Genomic DNA, 16,460 nt, shown 5'->3' with positions numbered 1-16,460 from the left:
AAATGACACCAGAGCAGAAATACCAACAGAGCCCGTCCCTTGCCGAACTGCAACTGGGCAAGGCCAGCAGCTATGTCAGCGAGTATGACCCCGGCCAGTTGCAGGCGGTGCCGCGCAGTCTGAACCGGGACGATCTGGAACTCAAGGCCGATGCCCTGCCCTTTTCCGGTGAAGATCTGTGGAACCTTTACGAACTGTCCTGGCTCAACGCCAGGGGCAAGCCCATGGTGGCCATGGGCGAGGTGCGGGTGCCCGCCACCAGCGTCAATCTGATTGAGTCCAAATCCTTCAAGCTGTATCTGAACAGCTATAACCAGAGCCGCTTTGAAAGCCTGGCCGCGGTAGAGGAAACCCTAACCCGGGATCTGTCCGCCTGTGCCGAGGGGCCGGTCACGGTCAAGCTCTATGAGCTGCAGTACGCGCCGGCCCAGTTTGGCCGCCTGCCCGGCCACTGCATCGACCAGCTGGACATCGACATCGACCGTTACCAGCCCGATCCCGCCCTGCTGGCCCACGCCACCGAGGCGGAAGAAGTGAGCGAAACCCTGCATTCCCACCTGCTCAAGTCCAACTGCCTGGTCACCGGCCAGCCCGACTGGGGCAGCATCATGATCCGCTATCAGGGGCCGCGTATTCGGCAGGATGCCCTGCTGCGCTATCTGGTGGGCTTTCGTCAGCACAACGAGTTTCACGAGCAGTGCGTGGAGCGCATCTTTATGGATCTGATGCAGCACTGCCAGCCCAGAGAGCTGACCGTGTATGCCCGCTATACCCGTCGCGGCGGTCTCGACATCAATCCCTACCGCAGCAATGTCGCCGGCAAGGCGGCCAACGTGCGTCTGCAACGCCAGTAACCCGCCTTAGCCCGCCGGGCTGGACGCGGGCCGGCGGGCTCCGTAAACTGCGCTACTGGCTCGGTTTTTTCGGTATCGATTATTGTGATTCTGTCTGTCGCCGTACTGGTGTCGCATCTGGCGGGCGCCCCGCCACTGTCATCCTACCAACCGGAGCCCGCCGAGCTGCAGCGGGCCCGTCGGCTTATGCTGAGCCGGCCGGACGAATGCGTGGCCCTGACCCACTATTTTCTGCAGCGCAAGGAAGCCAGGCCCGCCTCGGTGTTCAATTCCCGTCAGGAGCCGGATCAGCTGCAACAGGCCAAGCGTTATCGCACCCGTGGCCAGACCTTTACCGCCTGGCAATTGCAGGCCCTGTGTCAGGCCAACGACGGCCTGCTGCTGCCGGCGGACGCCAGCATCAACCGGGCCATCGCCCTGGCCCGCGAGTATGACCAGCAGGAGGCCCTGGCCATCAGCCTGCTGATCAAGGCCAAGCTGGCCCTGGCGCGCCAGCAGCCGGATCAGGCCCAGGCCCAGCTCGATGAGGCCGCCGGGCTGCACCTGCCCTCCGACTCGGGCCTGAGAGGGGATCTGCAACTGCTGCAGGCCTCGGTGCTGCTGCACAAGCATCGTTTTGACGACGCCCGCCAGACCTTTGAGCAGGTGCGGCTGCAGGCCCTGCAGCAGGACGACACCCCGCGCCAGGCCTGGGCCAACTTTTTGCTGGGGGAATACTACCTGCAACTGCAGCAGGACGAGCTGGCCCTGTCCCACTTTCTGGAAACCCTCGACTCCCTCGGCGATCGCCGTCAGTTCTATGTCAAGGCGCTGGCCGCCAAAAAGGCCGCCGCCATCTATGCTGCGCTGGGACAAAACGACAAGGCCGTGCAGTACGCCAACCAGTCCACCACCGAGTTTGAGCTGCTGGGCAACAATCCGCTGCTGATCAGCTCGCTGATAAACCTCGGCCGGGTCACCCGCAGCGGCGACGATGCCAACCTGGCGCTGGTTTACTTCTTCAACGCCCTGGATCTGGTCCGTATTCAGGGCGATGCCAACATCATGTACCAGCTTTATCTGGAGATCGGTCAGTCCTATGCCCGGCTGAACAGCGCGGATGAAGCCCTGCATTACCTCGGCATGGCCCGCACCGGCTTTGAGCGCAACCAGGACGGGCCACGCCAGATCGATGCCCTGGTACAACTGGGCAGGCTGCACCTGTCCCAGGGCGAATATGGCCTGGCCCTGCTCAGGCTGGAGCGGGCGCTGACCCTGGCCGAGCAGCTGGATGATGTGCTGCGGCTGATTGAAAGCCACCGGCTGCTGGCCGAGCTGTTTGAGCAAAGCGGCAATATGGGCGAGGCGCTGGTACACCAGAAGGCCCTGCACGCCTATTTCAAGCGGGCCACCACGGTCAATCGCCTGCTGACCCAGAGCCTGGTACAGGACAACGAGCAGCAATTGCAACAGGAGCGGGAGCTGACCGAGCTCAACCGCCGCAGTGAGCGACTGCTGCAGGATCGGGAGCAGTTTGCCCTGCTCGCCGCCGGCCTCAGCCTGCTGTCGCCGCTGCTGCTGTACGGCCTGCTGCGCAACCATGTGCGCAACCGACGGCTGCAAAAGCATAATCAGGAGCTGCAGCAGGCGCTGTTGATCGAGCCCATCACCGGCCTGCCCAACTGGCGCCAGCTGATGCAGCGCCTGCCCCAGGAAATGGCCCGGCAGCAGCAACGCTCGGAGCAGTGGTATCTGAGCGAAGAGCAGGTCCGTCCCTTTGACGACAAAATCTATTATCTGCTGCTGCAGGTGCCCTTTATGGCCAACCTGCGCGAGCGGGTCGGGCTGGGCCACGCCACCGACATACAGCGTCAGCTCGGCGAATACCTGCGCGGGCGCATTCATCCCAGGGCACGGCTCTACGATTTGCGCGACGGTCAGTTTATTTACGCCATTCCCCAGAAGGAAGTGGCCGAGCTGCAGCAAACCCTGGACGCACTGGAACGCATGTTTGCGGAGTTTCCCTGTCAGTTCGAACTGGACCGGCGGCTGATCACCGGCATTATTGGCCATCCGTTTCTGCCCAAGTCGCCCCGTGTGCTCGACGACATGCGCCTGGGCGACATTCTCTACCTGGCCATGGCCGCCGCCCATCAGCTGGCGGAAATCACCGGTGAATCCGCCTGGGTGGAACTGCTGGCGGTGGATTGCCAGCAGGCGGCCTTTTTTACCGGGGATATTCGCACCTGCTGCATTCAGGGTATTATGAAGGGGCTGGTCAAGGTAAACAGCTCCCACAAAAAACAACAAATTGACTGGCAAGCGCTGCTTCCGGCGTTACCATGATGTTAACAATGACAATGCCGCTCAGGGCAATGGTGAATAATGAACAATCACAATGACTCCATGATGTTAAAGGACCTGACATCCGTCATCACCGAGCTGCAAACCCTGCTGGACACCCTGCCCCGGACGGCCACCACGGACGCGGTGCTGCCGGAGCAGGAAGACGGCCGCGGCCTGTTGGTACAATGGCAAAAACTGTTCAGCAGCCAGAGCGCGGCCTCTGCCCCGGCCGGCGAGCAGACGCTCCCCGATCTGTCAGCCCTCACCGACCGGCTGCATCCCCTGATGAGCCAGCTGCAACTATGCCGGGAACAGGCCGAGCGCCAGCAACAACAGGGGGGCGAACAACTGTTGCAGGCGGCGCGGGATCTGCAGGAGTCGCCCTTTGCCCCGCCCCAGCTGCCCGCCCTGCTGCACGATCTGGAAGCTCCCGGCCACTTTCTTTATTACCTGTGGCCGCTGCTGGAATGCTATCAGCAGGCCATCGGCCAGTGTTCCACTCGGCAGCAGCAAGGCCAGCTGGAACAGCGCGAACTGTGCCAGCGGCTGCTGCAGCTGATCGACGAACTCGACTACGGCGGCGAGGTGGGCCGGGAAATCGGTGGCATTCAGCAACAGCTGTTACAGCACAACGACACCACGGCGCTGCCGCCACTGTGCCTGCGCCTGATTGAACTGGTGATCCAGGGCAGCCGCACCGAGCGCCAGCACTCCACCCGCTTTCTGACCCGCCTGAACGAGGGGCTGGAAGGCATGCAGGGCCAGTGCGCCCACTCCGTTCGTGAAGGCCAGGCCCTGATCAGTGACCGTCAGGCCAGCGATGCCGATCTGACCGGCGAACTGAAAGCCATCGGCGCCCACCTGGCCAGCCAGGAGCAGACCCGGCTGACGCGGGAAATCGAACAGCGCGTCACCACACTTTTGACCCGCCAGGCGCACCTGCAACAGCGGGAAGCCTCCCTGCTGGCACGGCTGCAAAGCCTGGAAGGCCAGGTGAACAGTCTGCAAAAGGAAGCCCATGACTACCAACAGCGTCTGACCAGCCAGAATGAAAAACTGCTGATCGACAACCTGACCCAGATTTACAACCGCACCGCCCTCAATGAACGGCTGAAAACCGAGTTTCGCCGCTGGCAGCGTACTCGGCAGCCCCTGTGCATTACCCTGCTCGACATCGATCACTTCAAGAACATCAACGACAAGTTTGGCCACCTGGCCGGCGACAAGGCCCTGCGGCTGATTGCCCGCACCCTGCGCCAGGGCCTGCGGGAAAGCGACTTTGTGGCCCGCTTTGGCGGCGAGGAATTCGTGGTGCTGATGCTGAATGTGGATCCGGCACTGCTGCACCGGCCGCTGCAGCAACTGCGCCAGCAAATAGAAGCGATTCCGTTTCGTTTCAAACAGGAGCGCGTGACCATCACCGTCTCCATGGGGGCCACCCTGCTCAAGAACGGGGACACCGTCACCTCCGCCCTGGAGCGCGCCGACCAGGCCCTGTACCGGGCAAAAAATGCAGGGCGCAATCAGCTCGTCATTCTCTGAGCCCTGCCACAACAAATATCTAGGGATAAAACATGATCACCCATATCAATCCGGTTGGCAGCATGAACCTGCTGTCCCAAATCGAGGTGGATCGCCTCAAACAGTCGGCCTCGGGCAGCCAGTACCAGCTGTTTCGCAACTGCGCCCTGGCAGTACTCAACTCCGGCAGCAAAACCGACAGCTCCAAGGAAATTCTGGAACGCTACAAGGATTTCGAGATTAACGTCATTCGCCGGGAGCGGGGCATCAAGCTGGAACTGTTCAATCCGCCCGAGCATGCCTTTGTGGACGGCGAAATCATTCGCAGCATTCAGGATCATCTGTTCTCGGTGCTGCGCGACATTATTTACGTGAACAGCCACCTGCAGGCCAACCCTCAGCTGAACCTGACCGACTCCACCCATGTGACCGATCTGGTGTTTTCCATTCTGCGCCATGCCCGGGCCATCAACCCGGGCTCCGATCCCAACCTGGTGGTCTGCTGGGGCGGTCATTCCATCAGCCCGGCGGAATACCAGTACACGCGGGAAGTGGGCAACGAGCTGGGTCTGCGCGAGCTCAACATCTGCACCGGCTGCGGTCCGGGCGCCATGGAAGGGCCCATGAAGGGCGCCGCCGTGGGCCACGCCAAGCAGCGGATCACCGGCAGCCGCTACGTGGGCCTGACCGAACCTTCCATTATCGCCGCCGAGCCGCCCAACCCCATCGTCAACGAGCTGGTGATCCTACCGGACATCGAGAAGCGCCTGGAGGCCTTTGTGCGCCTGGGCCACGGCATTATCGTGTTTCCCGGCGGCGTGGGCACCGCGGAAGAAATTCTCTACATTCTGGGCATCATGATGCACCCGGAAAACCGCAATCAGCCGCTGCCCATCATTCTGACCGGGCCCAAAGAGAGCGCCAACTATTTCCGCAGCGTCGACGAGTTTATCGGCAATACCCTGGGGCCGGACGCCCAGGCCCTGTACGAGATCATCATCGACGATCCGGCGGAAGTGGCCCGCCGCCTGAAAACCACCATGCCGCTGGTTCGGGACTACCGCAAGTCGGTGGGTGACGCCTATTCCTTTAACTGGTCACTCAAGATCGAGCCCGAGTTTCAGCTGCCCTTTGTGCCCGATCACGACAGCATGGCCAATCTCAACCTGCACTGGGAGCAGGCGCCTCAACAGCTGGCCGCCAACCTGCGCCGGGCCTTTTCCGGCATCGTTGCGGGCAACGTCAAGGAAAGCGGCCTGAAAGCCATCGAGAAGAAAGGGCCTTTCCTGATCAACGGCGAGCCCAAGCTGATGAAGATGATGGACAAGCTGCTGCGGCAGTTCGTGGAGCAGCAGCGCATGAAGCTGCCCGGCTCCGCCTATGTGCCCTGCTACCGCATCAACCGCTGAGGCCCGCGTGCAACAACTGCTGATCCTAGATGCCATGAATCTGGTGCGCCGGCTGCACGCGGTGCAACAGGGCCAGCATGAGCAACCGGAAGCACAACTGGCGGCCACTCAGGCCGCCCTGGTACAGGCCGCCGGCAAGCTACTGGGGCGGTTTAGGCCCAGCCACGTGGTGGCGGTATTTGACGGTGCCCCGGTGGGCTTTCGTCATCGCCTTCACCCCGACTACAAGGCCAACCGCCAGCCCATGCCGGAAGCGCTGGCGGCCTATCTGGGGGAATTGCAGCGTGCCCTGTTGCAGCAGGGCATCGACGCCCTGCTGTCGGACAGCGAAGAAGCAGACGATCTGGTGGCCACCCTGGCCCGCCGGCTCGCCCGGCACGGCGGCCACAGTATTATCGTCTCCACCGACAAGGGCTTTTGCCAGTTGCTGGAGCCCCGTATTCAGCTGTGGGATCACTTTGGCCAGCGCTGGCTGGACGAGGCCCATGTGCGGGACAAGTTCGGCCTTGAGCCCGCGCAGCTGGTGGATTACTGGGCCCTGACCGGAGTCTCCGGCAGCAACATCAGGGGCGTCCCCGGCATTGGCCCAAAACGGGCTCTCGCTCTATTGCAACAATTTGGCAACCTGGAGACGTTGCTCACTGCTCCCGCCGACACCAAAGAACAAAAAACCGTGCAGGCGCACCAGAATGACGCGCTGCTGGCGCGGCAGCTGGTCAAACTGGTGGATGATATTGAGCTGGGGGTGAATTTGCAGCAGCTTCGATATCACCATTAGACCAAAGAGTCATAGGCAAAATGGGTACAAAATGTTATAAAGTGGCGGCAAAACAGAATATAGACCAACCACTGATAACGGGACGCTGCCCATGAGCAAACGCAGTATTACCGTGATCCCGGGTGATGGCATCGGTCCCAGCATTATCGATGCCGCCCTGCGAATTATGGATCACGCAGGTTGTGACTTTCACTACGACTACGCCGACGCCGGCCTGATGGCCCTGGAAAACCACGGCGAGCTTCTTCCCCAGGCTACCCTCGACCTTATTACCCAGAACAAAATCGCCCTCAAGGGACCGCTTACCACGCCGGTAGGTGGTGGCTTTACCTCCATCAACGTCTCCTTGCGCAAGCTGTTCAACCTCTACGCCAACGTGCGCCCGGTGGTGTCGTTTGAAGGCACTCAAAGCCGGTTCGACAACATCGACATCATTACCATTCGGGAAAACACCGAAGGCATGTATTCCGGTGCCGGTCAGAAGCGCTCCGACGACAACGCCAGCGCCGAAGCCATGAGCATCATCACCCGGGAAGGTGCCGAACGCATCGTCAGCTTTGCCTATGAGCTGGCGCGCAACGAGGGCCGTAAAAAGGTCACCGTGGTGCACAAGGCCAACATTCTCAAGTCCACCTCCGGGCTGTTCCTGGAAGTGGCACGGGAGGTCTCCCAGCGCTACCCGGACATCGAAACCAACGAGATGATCGTGGATGCCGCCTGCATGAACCTGGTGATGTACCCGGAGCGGTTCGACGTGATCGTTACTACCAACCTGTTCGGTGACATTCTCTCGGATCTGTGTGCCGGTCTGGTGGGTGGCCTGGGCATGGCGCCGGGCGCCAACATCGGCAAGGACGTGGCCATTTTTGAAGCCGTGCATGGCTCGGCGCCCGACATTGCCGGCCAGAACATCGCCAACCCCTGCTCGGTGATCCTCGCCTCCATTCAGATGCTGGAGCATCTGGGCATGGCCGACAAGGCGGCACAAATCCGCAATGCCGTGCGCAAGACCATTGCCGAGGGCAAGACGGTCACCCGGGATCTGGGCGGCAACGCCAGCACCACGGAATTTACCGACGCCATTATTGCCAACCTGTAACCGGCATTTGGCAGAATGAAAAACGGCGCCTTGAGGCGCCGTTTTTTTATGCAGTCATGCCGACGTTGTTTACGCCTTGGGCTGAAGCCTGGCCACCTTGCGGGGCTGGCACACGTGCACGGTGATCTCTTCCCGATCGTGATACAGCTGCTTGGCCTGCACCTGAAAGCCGCCCAGCTCGTCGAGCCTGTCCTTCAGTTGCTGCAGGTTGTGCACCGCCTCGGCGTAACGCTTTTTCATCGGCAACTTGAGATTGAAAATTGCCTCCTGACAGTCTTCCGCCAGCAACCAGTCGGCCATCAGCGCCACCACCCGGGCCGGCTTGTCCACCATGTCGCACACCAGCCAGTAGACGTTCTTGCGGCTGGGTCGCCACTTGAAGCCATCTTCCCGGTAATGCTTGACCTGACCGGTGTCCATCAGGCTCTGGGCCATGGGGCCGTTGTCGATGGCCGCTACCATCATGCCCCGGGCCACCAGCTGGTAGGTCCAGCCGCCAGGGGCCGCGCCCAGATCCACGCCGCGCAGGCCGGAGGTAAGCCGGGTATCCCACTCTTCCCGGGGAATGAACACATGAAAGGCCTCTTCCAGCTTGAGGCTGGAGCGGCTCGGCGCATCGGCGGGAAAGCGCAGCCGGGGAATGCCCATGTGGAACGGCGACTGGTTATAGGAGTAGGAGTAGCCCAGCATTACCCGGTTGTTGGCGGTAAAGAACAGGTGCAGAGTCGGCCGGTTGCGGGCCTCGGCCCGGGTCAGCACGCCCTTGCCGCGCAACGCCTGGCGCGCCGGCACGGTAAACTTGCGGCAAAAGCGCGACAGCTCCTTGCCCTCATTGGTGTCGGCGGTTTCCACCCGAATATCGCCGCACAGAGGCATGCCCTCGGCGGCCTCGACCAGGGGGCTGATGCGGTCATCCAGGGGCAGATCGGTGAGCTCGGCCCAGACCACCAGCATCTGACGGGCAAAAATCAGCTCACGAAACGGCAGCTTGCGCGCCAGCAGATCGCCGTCTTCCGGCTGAAAGGACTCATACACCACATAGCCGCTGTCGTCCCTGGTGCGGGCAAAGCCCGGACAGCCCATCTGCCCGGCCCTGTCCTGAATTTCGGCGGCCGCCTCCTTTTCAAATCCGGGACGGCAATATATCAACAACTGTTTCATTCAGACCTCAACCAGGCGCGACCGGACAGCATCAGGCACAGCCAGCCCGCCATAAAACACACTCCCCCCAGGGGAGTGACAAAACCAATCCCCCTGGTACCCAACAGCACCAGGGCATAAATACTGCCGCTGAACATCACAATGCCCAGCACAAAGAAAATAACGGCGGCATTAAGCAACCCGGTCGCCCGCCGTTTCAGCATCACGACCACCAGCAGCAGCGCCAGGGCGTGCAAAAACTGGTATTGCACGCCGGTATTAAAGGCCGATACCAGCGCCGGTGCCGCCGCCAGGCCGTGGGCGCCATAGGCCCCCAGGGCAGTGGCGCTCAGGCCAGATAAGGCCGCGCCGTAAAAGGCAAGATTAATGATCACGAATAAAGTTCCTCATGCGCTGGCACACCTGCGCCAGGTTACGCTCCAGCGTGGTGCCGGAGGCCTTGCGCGGCTTGAAGCCGTGATCGCCGTCGGTCACCCAGCAGGTGTCCACGGTGTCGGCCAGATCGAAGCTGGCCACCGCTTCCCGGTTGCCAAAGGTGTCGCGCTCCCCCTGCAGCAACAAGGTGGGCGTGGCAATCGAGGCCAGGTGCTGACCGCGAAACCGCTCGGGCTTGCCCGGCGGATAAAAGGGAAAGCCCAGCAGCATCAGTCCGGCCGGTTGCAGCTCGTCCGCCACCAGTGACGCCATGCGCCCGCCCATGGACTTGCCCGCCAGAAACAATTTGGGATGGGCAAATTCCGCCGCCAGGCTGCGCCAGCAGTCCAGCAGTACCGGCTCACGGTCGGGCGGCCGGCGCCGGCCATCGGCCCGGGTCTTTTGCATGTAGGGAAACTCAAAGCGCACCACCTGAATGTCCTCGCCGGCCAGGCCCTCGGCCAGGGCCTGCATGACCTGGTGCTCCATGCCGGCACCGGCACCGTGGGCCAGCAACACGCGTGCGGCGGCGGTATCGGGCCCGTTTTTCAGTATTCTCATCCGTTCACTGCCTTTTGCTTCTCTTCTTTGTTGACCAGCGCCAGCATCCAGTCGCGAAAGGCGGCAATCTTGCCAAGGCCGGCCTGGGATTCATGGCTGACCAGGTAGTAGGCGTTTTTCGACATCAGCACCTGCTCAAAGGGGCACACCAGCCGCCCGGCGTCGAGCTCGGGCTGGGTCAGCACACTGTGACCCAGCGCCACGCCCTGGCCGTGTATGGCGGCCTGGATCACCATGGACGAATGGCTGAAGATGGGCCCCTGGTTGACGTTGGCCGCCTGAATGTCGAGCTGTTTGAACCAGGCCTTCCAGTCGCGCCGGGAGGTATCGTGCAGCAGGGTATGCCGGGTCAGGTCTTCGGGTGTTTTCAGCGGCCGGGTGCCCATCAACAGCATGGGCGAGCACACCGGGATCAGGTATTCCGCATGCAGCTTGTCGGCCCGCAGACCGGGCCAGTTGCCCCGGCCGTAATAAATGGCCACGTCCACGTCATCGGTGAGCGAGCCTTCATCCAGGTCCACCGCCTTGATGCGCACATCAATATCCGGATGCGCCTCGCTGAAGCGCACCAGCCGCGGCACCAGCCACTGAATGGCAAAGCTCGGCTGCAGGCTCACCGTGAGCGCGCCCTTGGCGCTGCGCGCCAGCAGCCGTTCGGTGGCATCGGAGATGGCGGTAAAAATGTCCTTGATCTCCAGGAAATAGCTCTGTCCTTCCTCGGTCAGCAGCAGGGAGCGATTGCGCCGGCGAAACAGCTTGATGCCCAGAAACTCTTCCAACCCCTTGATTTGATGGCTGATGGCCGCCTGCGTGACAAACAGCTCTTCCGCCGCCCGGGTAAAACTCAGGTTGCGGGCGGCGGCTTCAAAGGCCTTGAGCGCGTTGAGCGGGGGTAATCGCCGGGACATGCACACCTCGGTCAGCATTTCGATGGCTGTGGATTATAGGGGTGCGCGCCGGTGCATGCCAGCGCTGGCCATGGGGGATACCAAAACAATGAGTGCCGAACGGTACTTTGAACAGTTCAATTTCCCGGGCCGGCTCGGTACACTGACCTTCTTTTCATGTTTCGCGGATATTGCTCAAGATGATCGACTGGCTGCCCGTTTCCCTGCTCGACTGGCTGATGCTCGCCCTGGTCAGCCTGCTGGTGCTGCTGACCCTGTTCAGCCTGCTGCGCCGGATCTGGCGCGGCAAGCCGGGCCAGGCCTATGTGCAACGGGTCATGTTCAGCCCCGAAGCGGCCACCGCCCTGGAGCTGCTGGAGCAGGCCGCCGGTGACCAGCTCCGGGTGTTTCCTGCGGTGCAGATGAACGAAGTACTGGAGCTGGCCCCCACCCTCAAAAAAACCCACCGTGAGGCGGCGTTGCAGGCCCTGTTCGGCGAAAAGCTGGATTTCGTGCTGTGCTCGCCCAGGGATTTGCGGGTGCGCCTGGTGGTGGCGCTGGTGGACGACAGCCTGAGTCAGGCCGATGGCCGCCACCGTCACCGGTTGCTGGAGCAGATAGAAACCGCCGGTCTGCCGGTGGTGCACCTGTCGCCCAAGGACTGGCCCACGCCCGAGGCGCTGCGCGACGAGCTGAACGCCCTGCTTCGGCCCGCGGCTCCACCGCCCTCACTGGCCGGCGGCCGCCAGGAGCCGGTGCTGAGCCTGCCCGACGACGAGCCCGACGACGACAGCGACGAACCCCGCTTTCGGTTGTAACCGGCTATAGCCACAGCTCACTCAGGGGCGTCTCCGGCGTGTAATGATGGGCCACCTGAGCCTGCAGCAGCTCGGCGGTGGCCAGGGCGTCGGTCAGGGCATGATGAGGCGCGTAATAAGGCAGGTGGTAACGCTCCCGGCTGTTGGCCAGACGAATGGAGGCCGGCTTGCGCCGGCGTAACCTATCCCACAGGTTCAGCCGGCGGGGGTGAAACCGGGTTTCCAGCTCCATGGTGTCGATCACCGGAAAGCGAATGTCTTCGTTGAGCCGAGCCTTGAGGGCGGCGGCAAAAAACACCTGCTCGATGCGCCGGTAATGCACCACCACCACGCGCCCCGCCAACGCCGCCAGCAGATCGTCCAGCACCAGCAGCAGATCCGGCGCTTCCTTTACCTCGGAGTGGGTAATGTGATGCAGCACCACGGTTTCCTCCACCATGGGCTTATGCGGATTCACAATCCAGTGAGCGGCCTCCTTGCAGCGAATGCGCTGCAGGCTGAACGGCACCAGACCAATGCTGACAATGGCGTCCTTTTTTACATCCAGCCCGGTGGTTTCAAAGTCCATCGCCACAAAGGGCACCTGGGCCAGCGGTGTATCGGGGGCCGGCAGGCCGGCCCGGTAAAAGCGCTGCAGCCGGTAATCCCGGGCACTGCGCGCCCGCTCCTCAAACAAGGCCGGCCAGTCGAGTGCGTGGGCCTGTTCAACCAGTGCAGAAGGTCTCAGGTATACCATGGCGGCCTCAGGAAGCCCGTCCGGGCTGGTAGCGGAATTTCAGAAACTTCTGGGCCTGGCTCAGGATCTGAAAGGCATCCTTGAGGTTGCGCCGTTCAAAGTCGGACAGATTCTCCGGCTCTATACTGTTGTCCGGATCCCGTCCTGCTTCCAGATCCATGGCCTGATGACGAATGCGCACCATGGCAATAAACTCCATGGCATCGCGCAGATCCGGCCCTCTGCCCCGGGGCAGTATGTCGGCGTCGATCACATCGGTCAGCCGCTCAAAGGAATTGCGCGCCTTGGAGCCGGTGGCCAGGGCATGCACCCGCACCAGATCCGCCAGCGGCGCCGTGCCCCGGCGTTTGAGATTGATGGAGTTGTTGTGCTTGCCATCCTGCTCCATCACAAACTCCTTGAAAAAACCGAGCGGCGGCGTGCGCAACAGGGCATTGCGGGCCATGCTGGCAAGAAAGCGCGGGCTGCGCCGGGCCTTTCGCAATATCAGCCGGTTAAGCTGCTCGGCCCATTCCAGGTGGCCGTAGACACCGTCGAGATCGAAAAATATCGAGCTGTTGAGCAATGAGCGGGCACTGGGCTTTTCAATCCAGTCGGTAAAGCACTGCTCCCACTCACGCCGGGTTTTGCGCCACTCCGGGTTGCTGGCCATAATGCCGCCGGTGCAGTAACTGTACCCGCAGGCGGCCAGGCCATCGCACACAAACTCGGCCAGGGCGGCAAAATAGTCGTTGTGACGCTCATGGTCGTAACCGTTGTCGAGGATGATGGCATTGTCCTGATCGGTCACCACCAGCTGTTCGTCCCGGGCCATGGAGCCCAGCGCCAGAAAGCAATAAGGCACCGGCGGCGGTCCCAGCTTTTCTTCCGCCAGCTCCAGCAGCCGCTGCTTGAAGCTGCGCCCGATCACTGCCATCGCCGAGCCAATCATGTGGGAATTGGCGTCTTCATTGACCATGCGTACAAAGCAGGCCCGGGCATCGTCGGCAATGGTGGCCAGTTCGTCGGCGTCGTGGGCGCGAAAAATATGCCGCACCACAAACAGGCTGTTGCGGGACTCATGACGCATCACGTCCGACAGCGCCACCACTCCCACCGGCCTGCCCCGGTGCAGCACTGGCAGGTGATGCAGGTTGTAGCGCAGCATGGTCAGCATGGCCTCAAACACATATTGATCGCTTTCCGCGGCCACCAGATCCGTGGACATCACCTCCGCCACCGAGGTGCTCGAAGGAAGCTCTTCCGCCAGCACCCGGGTGCGCAGATCCCGGTCGGTAATGATGCCGGCCACTTCCTGCTCGGCGTCCGACTCCTCATTGAGTACCAGAATGGAGGACACTCCTTCCTCGGTCATTTTGCGGGCGGCATCGAACACGCTGGCCGAGCGGCCGATGGACACCGGATCCCGGGAGATCAGTTCACGAATGCCGGAGGTCATCAGCTCGTTGGCGCCCTGATGGCGGGACACGGCATGGCGCAGGCGAGTGCTCTCCCCCACTTCCACAAAATCGGAAAACGCCTCAAAGCGCTCATAAAGTTCATTAAACAGGGGCTCGGGCAAACAGTAGACCAGGGTGTCTTCGAGCGCGGTGGCCGGCAACCGGTTCTTGTTGTTCATCAACAATCCCATCTGACCAAACAGGCTGCCTTCGCTCAGTCGGTTGTGCAGCTCGCCGTTACGCCGGTACAGCTCCACCGCTCCGCTGCGCACCAGATAAAGATCGTGCACCGCATCCCCGTACTGAAGAATGATGGTGCCGGCCCGGTAATAGGCCACTTCCACCTCGGTGGCGATGCGCTCCAGTACCTCCTCCGGCAACGCCGTAAAGGGGGCCCACTGACGCATGAAACTCAGAATTTCCTGCTGTTCGGCTTCCATTTGTCTCTCCTGCAAACCGAAAAAAGGCAGCACTGGGCTGCCTTGATTACGGGTGTGTTACTTCAGTCGCCCCTGGGCTCCGACATCAGCCCCTTGATCAGGGCCACACAGGATATCAGCAGCACTATGGTAAAGGGAAAACCGGTGGACACCGCCATGGCCTGCAACCCCGCCAGGCCGCCGCCCAGCATCAGGGCAATGGCCACCAGGCCCTCAAAGGTACACCAGAATACCCGCTGGGGCTTGGGCGCATTGACCTTGCCGCCGGCGGCGATGGTGTCGATAACCAGAGAGCCGGAGTCGGACGACGTCACAAAGAACACCACCACCAGCACGATGCCGATAAAGGAGGTAATCGCGGTCAGCGGCAGGTTTTTCAGCATTTCAAACAGCTGCAGCGGCAGGGCCGCATCGGCCACCGCCTGATACCCCTCGCTCACTACCTGCTGAATGGCGGTGCCCCCAAAGGCACTGAACCACATGATACAGGCGGTGGTGGGCACCAGCAGCACGGCCACCAGGAATTCCCGCACCGAGCGGCCCCGGGATACCCGGGCGATAAACATGCCCACAAAGGGCGACCAGGAGATCCACCAGGCCCAGTAGAAGGCGGTCCAGCCCTGAGAGTAGTTGGCGTCTTCACGGCCAAAGGGCATGGACAGCGCCGGGAAATACTCAAAATAAGACATGATGTTGGAGAAGAAGCCGGAGAAAATCAGCATGGTCGGCCCCACGATGATCACGAACAGCAACAGCAGCGCCGCCAGCGTCATGTTGATTTCCGACAGCCGTTTAACCCCCGCATCAAGACCGGCCAGCACCGAGACCAGGGCCACCGCGGTGATCAGAATGACCAGCACCACCTGAGTGGTCGTAGTATCGGGAATGCCGAACAGAAAGTTGAGGCCGGCAGAGGCCTGGGAGGCGCCGTAACCAAGGGACGTAGCCAGACCAAACAGGGTGGCGACCACCGCCAGAATATCGATGATGTGACCCGGCCAGCCCCATACCCGCTCGCCCAGCAGCGGATACAGCACGGAGCGCATGGTCAGCGGCAGCCCCTTGTTAAAGGAGAAAATGGCCAGCCCCAGCGCCAGCACGGCATAAATGGCCCAGGGATGCAGCGCCCAGTGATAGAGGGTGGCAGCCATCCCCAAGCGGGTGGCTTCGGCGGCATCGCCGGCGGCCGCTCCCAGAGGAGCCCAGTCGGTACGCACGCCGTTTTCCACCGTGGTACCGGCCATGGAGGTACTGAAATGGGTCAGCGGCTCGGACACACCAAAAAACATCAGACCGATACCCATACCGGCGGCAAACAGCATGGACAGCCAGCCCAGGTAGCTGAAATCGGGGGTAGCCTGCGTGCCGCCAATGCGCACCCTGCCCAGGGGTGAGAGAATAATGCCAAAACAGACCACCACTATAATGTTGGCGGAGGTCAGAAAGAACCAGTCGAGGGTGGACGTCAGCCAACTGCGCAAATCGCTGAACATGGGTCCCACCTGGTTCTGAAAGGCCAGGGTCAGAAACACAAAGGCCACAATGGCCAGGCCGGAAATCATGAATACCCGGTTGTGAATGTCGAGCCCGAAGGGACCGATCTGCAGGGCGATGTTGTCCTGCCCTATCTGATAATCGGTGTCGATGGGATTGGCCTTGCCTTCGGGGGCAATCACATCATGATTGTCTTTATCTGTCATTGGCTGCCTCGCTCTCATGCTTAGAGCTATAATTAAAAAACCCTCTAAAACTAGCACAAAAAGCCATATAAATCATAGCTGTAGTAAAAAGAGAAGATTTCGGATTAAAAAACAAACAAACAAATAAGTCGGGCCGTTAATTATTTTCCTCTCACTGGCATTGCGCCCACCAAGCATAGCCCAATAGCTCCCCCAGCCGGCAAGGCTTTGGCCTTCGGCCTGAACGGAGCAGTGGTCACGATAATGGTCACGAGAAGTGAGATGACGGAAATGAGAAAAACCGAGCCCGGCGAGACTTTACCGAGTGTGGCGGAGTGG

14 protein-coding genes are annotated in these 16,460 nt (G+C 61.4%); 7 read left to right on the top strand and 7 right to left on the bottom strand.

What is annotated here, in order from left to right:
- Positions 1-2: 2 nt before the first annotated feature.
- The 6 genes from queF to Q9290_RS00445 all read left to right on the top strand — a co-directional run bounded on the left by queF (position 3) and on the right by Q9290_RS00445 (position 7,986).
- Positions 3-854 carry an NADPH-dependent 7-cyano-7-deazaguanine reductase QueF gene (gene queF, locus Q9290_RS00470; protein WP_306077674.1) on the top strand — a complete coding sequence of 284 codons (852 nt, stop codon included), beginning with the start codon at positions 3-5 and terminating at the stop codon, positions 852-854.
- 84 nt (positions 855-938) lie between these two features.
- Positions 939-3,179, top strand: coding sequence for a tetratricopeptide repeat protein (locus Q9290_RS00465; protein ID WP_306077673.1), 2,241 nt, complete (start codon positions 939-941; stop codon positions 3,177-3,179).
- A 39-nt stretch (positions 3,180-3,218) separates the two neighbouring features.
- Entirely contained in the window at positions 3,219-4,721 is a 1,503-nt protein-coding gene (locus Q9290_RS00460) for a GGDEF domain-containing protein (RefSeq protein ID WP_306077672.1), read from the top strand.
- 32 nt (positions 4,722-4,753) lie between these two features.
- A complete protein-coding gene (gene ppnN / locus Q9290_RS00455) occupies positions 4,754-6,109 on the top strand; it encodes a nucleotide 5'-monophosphate nucleosidase PpnN (RefSeq protein WP_306077671.1) in 1,356 nt (451 codons plus the stop codon).
- 7 nt (positions 6,110-6,116) lie between these two features.
- On the top strand, positions 6,117-6,887 hold the full coding sequence (xni, locus tag Q9290_RS00450) for a flap endonuclease Xni (RefSeq protein WP_306077670.1): 771 nt from the start codon (positions 6,117-6,119) through the stop codon (positions 6,885-6,887).
- 91 nt (positions 6,888-6,978) lie between these two features.
- Entirely contained in the window at positions 6,979-7,986 is a 1,008-nt protein-coding gene (locus Q9290_RS00445; RefSeq protein WP_306077669.1) for an isocitrate dehydrogenase, read from the top strand.
- Positions 7,987-8,055: 69 nt separating this feature from the next.
- Here Q9290_RS00445 and rlmM read toward each other — a convergent pair whose 3' ends face one another.
- Genes rlmM through Q9290_RS00425 form a run of 4 tightly spaced genes read right to left on the bottom strand, consistent with a single transcriptional unit; the run spans position 8,056 to position 11,030 of the window.
- Positions 8,056-9,147, bottom strand: coding sequence for a 23S rRNA (cytidine(2498)-2'-O)-methyltransferase RlmM (gene rlmM, locus Q9290_RS00440; protein ID WP_306077668.1), 1,092 nt, complete (start codon positions 9,145-9,147; stop codon positions 8,056-8,058).
- A complete protein-coding gene (locus tag Q9290_RS00435; RefSeq protein WP_306077667.1) occupies positions 9,144-9,521 on the bottom strand; it encodes a DUF423 domain-containing protein in 378 nt (125 codons plus the stop codon). Before Q9290_RS00435 ends, rlmM begins: the two co-directional genes overlap by 4 nt.
- Complete coding sequence (locus tag Q9290_RS00430; RefSeq protein WP_306077666.1) at positions 9,511-10,122, bottom strand: alpha/beta fold hydrolase; 612 nt, start codon at positions 10,120-10,122, stop codon at positions 9,511-9,513. The genes Q9290_RS00435 and Q9290_RS00430 overlap by 11 nt, the downstream gene beginning before the upstream one ends.
- Positions 10,119-11,030: a transcriptional regulator GcvA gene (locus tag Q9290_RS00425; protein WP_306077665.1), complete on the bottom strand. Its 912-nt coding sequence runs from the start codon at positions 11,028-11,030 to the stop codon at positions 10,119-10,121. Before Q9290_RS00425 ends, Q9290_RS00430 begins: the two co-directional genes overlap by 4 nt.
- 179 nt (positions 11,031-11,209) lie before the next feature.
- On the opposite strand from Q9290_RS00425, the gene Q9290_RS00420 reads away from it, so the two are divergent.
- Positions 11,210-11,827: a DUF2726 domain-containing protein gene (locus Q9290_RS00420; protein ID WP_306077664.1), complete on the top strand. Its 618-nt coding sequence runs from the start codon at positions 11,210-11,212 to the stop codon at positions 11,825-11,827.
- Positions 11,828-11,831: 4 nt separating this feature from the next.
- Here Q9290_RS00420 and Q9290_RS00415 read toward each other — a convergent pair whose 3' ends face one another.
- The 3 genes from Q9290_RS00415 to Q9290_RS00405 form a co-directional block, all read right to left on the bottom strand.
- Positions 11,832-12,563: a 3'-5' exonuclease gene (locus Q9290_RS00415; RefSeq protein WP_306077663.1), complete on the bottom strand. Its 732-nt coding sequence runs from the start codon at positions 12,561-12,563 to the stop codon at positions 11,832-11,834.
- Positions 12,564-12,570: 7 nt separating this feature from the next.
- The gene (locus Q9290_RS00410; protein WP_306077662.1) at positions 12,571-14,442 is read right to left on the bottom strand and encodes a DUF294 nucleotidyltransferase-like domain-containing protein; all 1,872 of its coding nucleotides are present in this window, start codon (positions 14,440-14,442) and stop codon (positions 12,571-12,573) included.
- A gap of 62 nt (positions 14,443-14,504) precedes the next feature.
- Positions 14,505-16,142, bottom strand: a complete 1,638-nt coding sequence (locus Q9290_RS00405; RefSeq protein ID WP_306077661.1) for a BCCT family transporter — start codon at positions 16,140-16,142, stop codon at positions 14,505-14,507.
- Positions 16,143-16,460: the final 318 nt, after the last annotated feature.

Origin of the sequence: Oceanimonas aquatica, from assembly GCF_030732065.1 — a bacterium.
In the GTDB taxonomy this organism is placed as follows: domain Bacteria; phylum Pseudomonadota; class Gammaproteobacteria; order Enterobacterales; family Aeromonadaceae; genus Oceanimonas.
The sequence above is the reverse complement of the archived record's forward strand: the minus strand, read 5'-3'. Positions and strand labels throughout refer to the sequence as shown.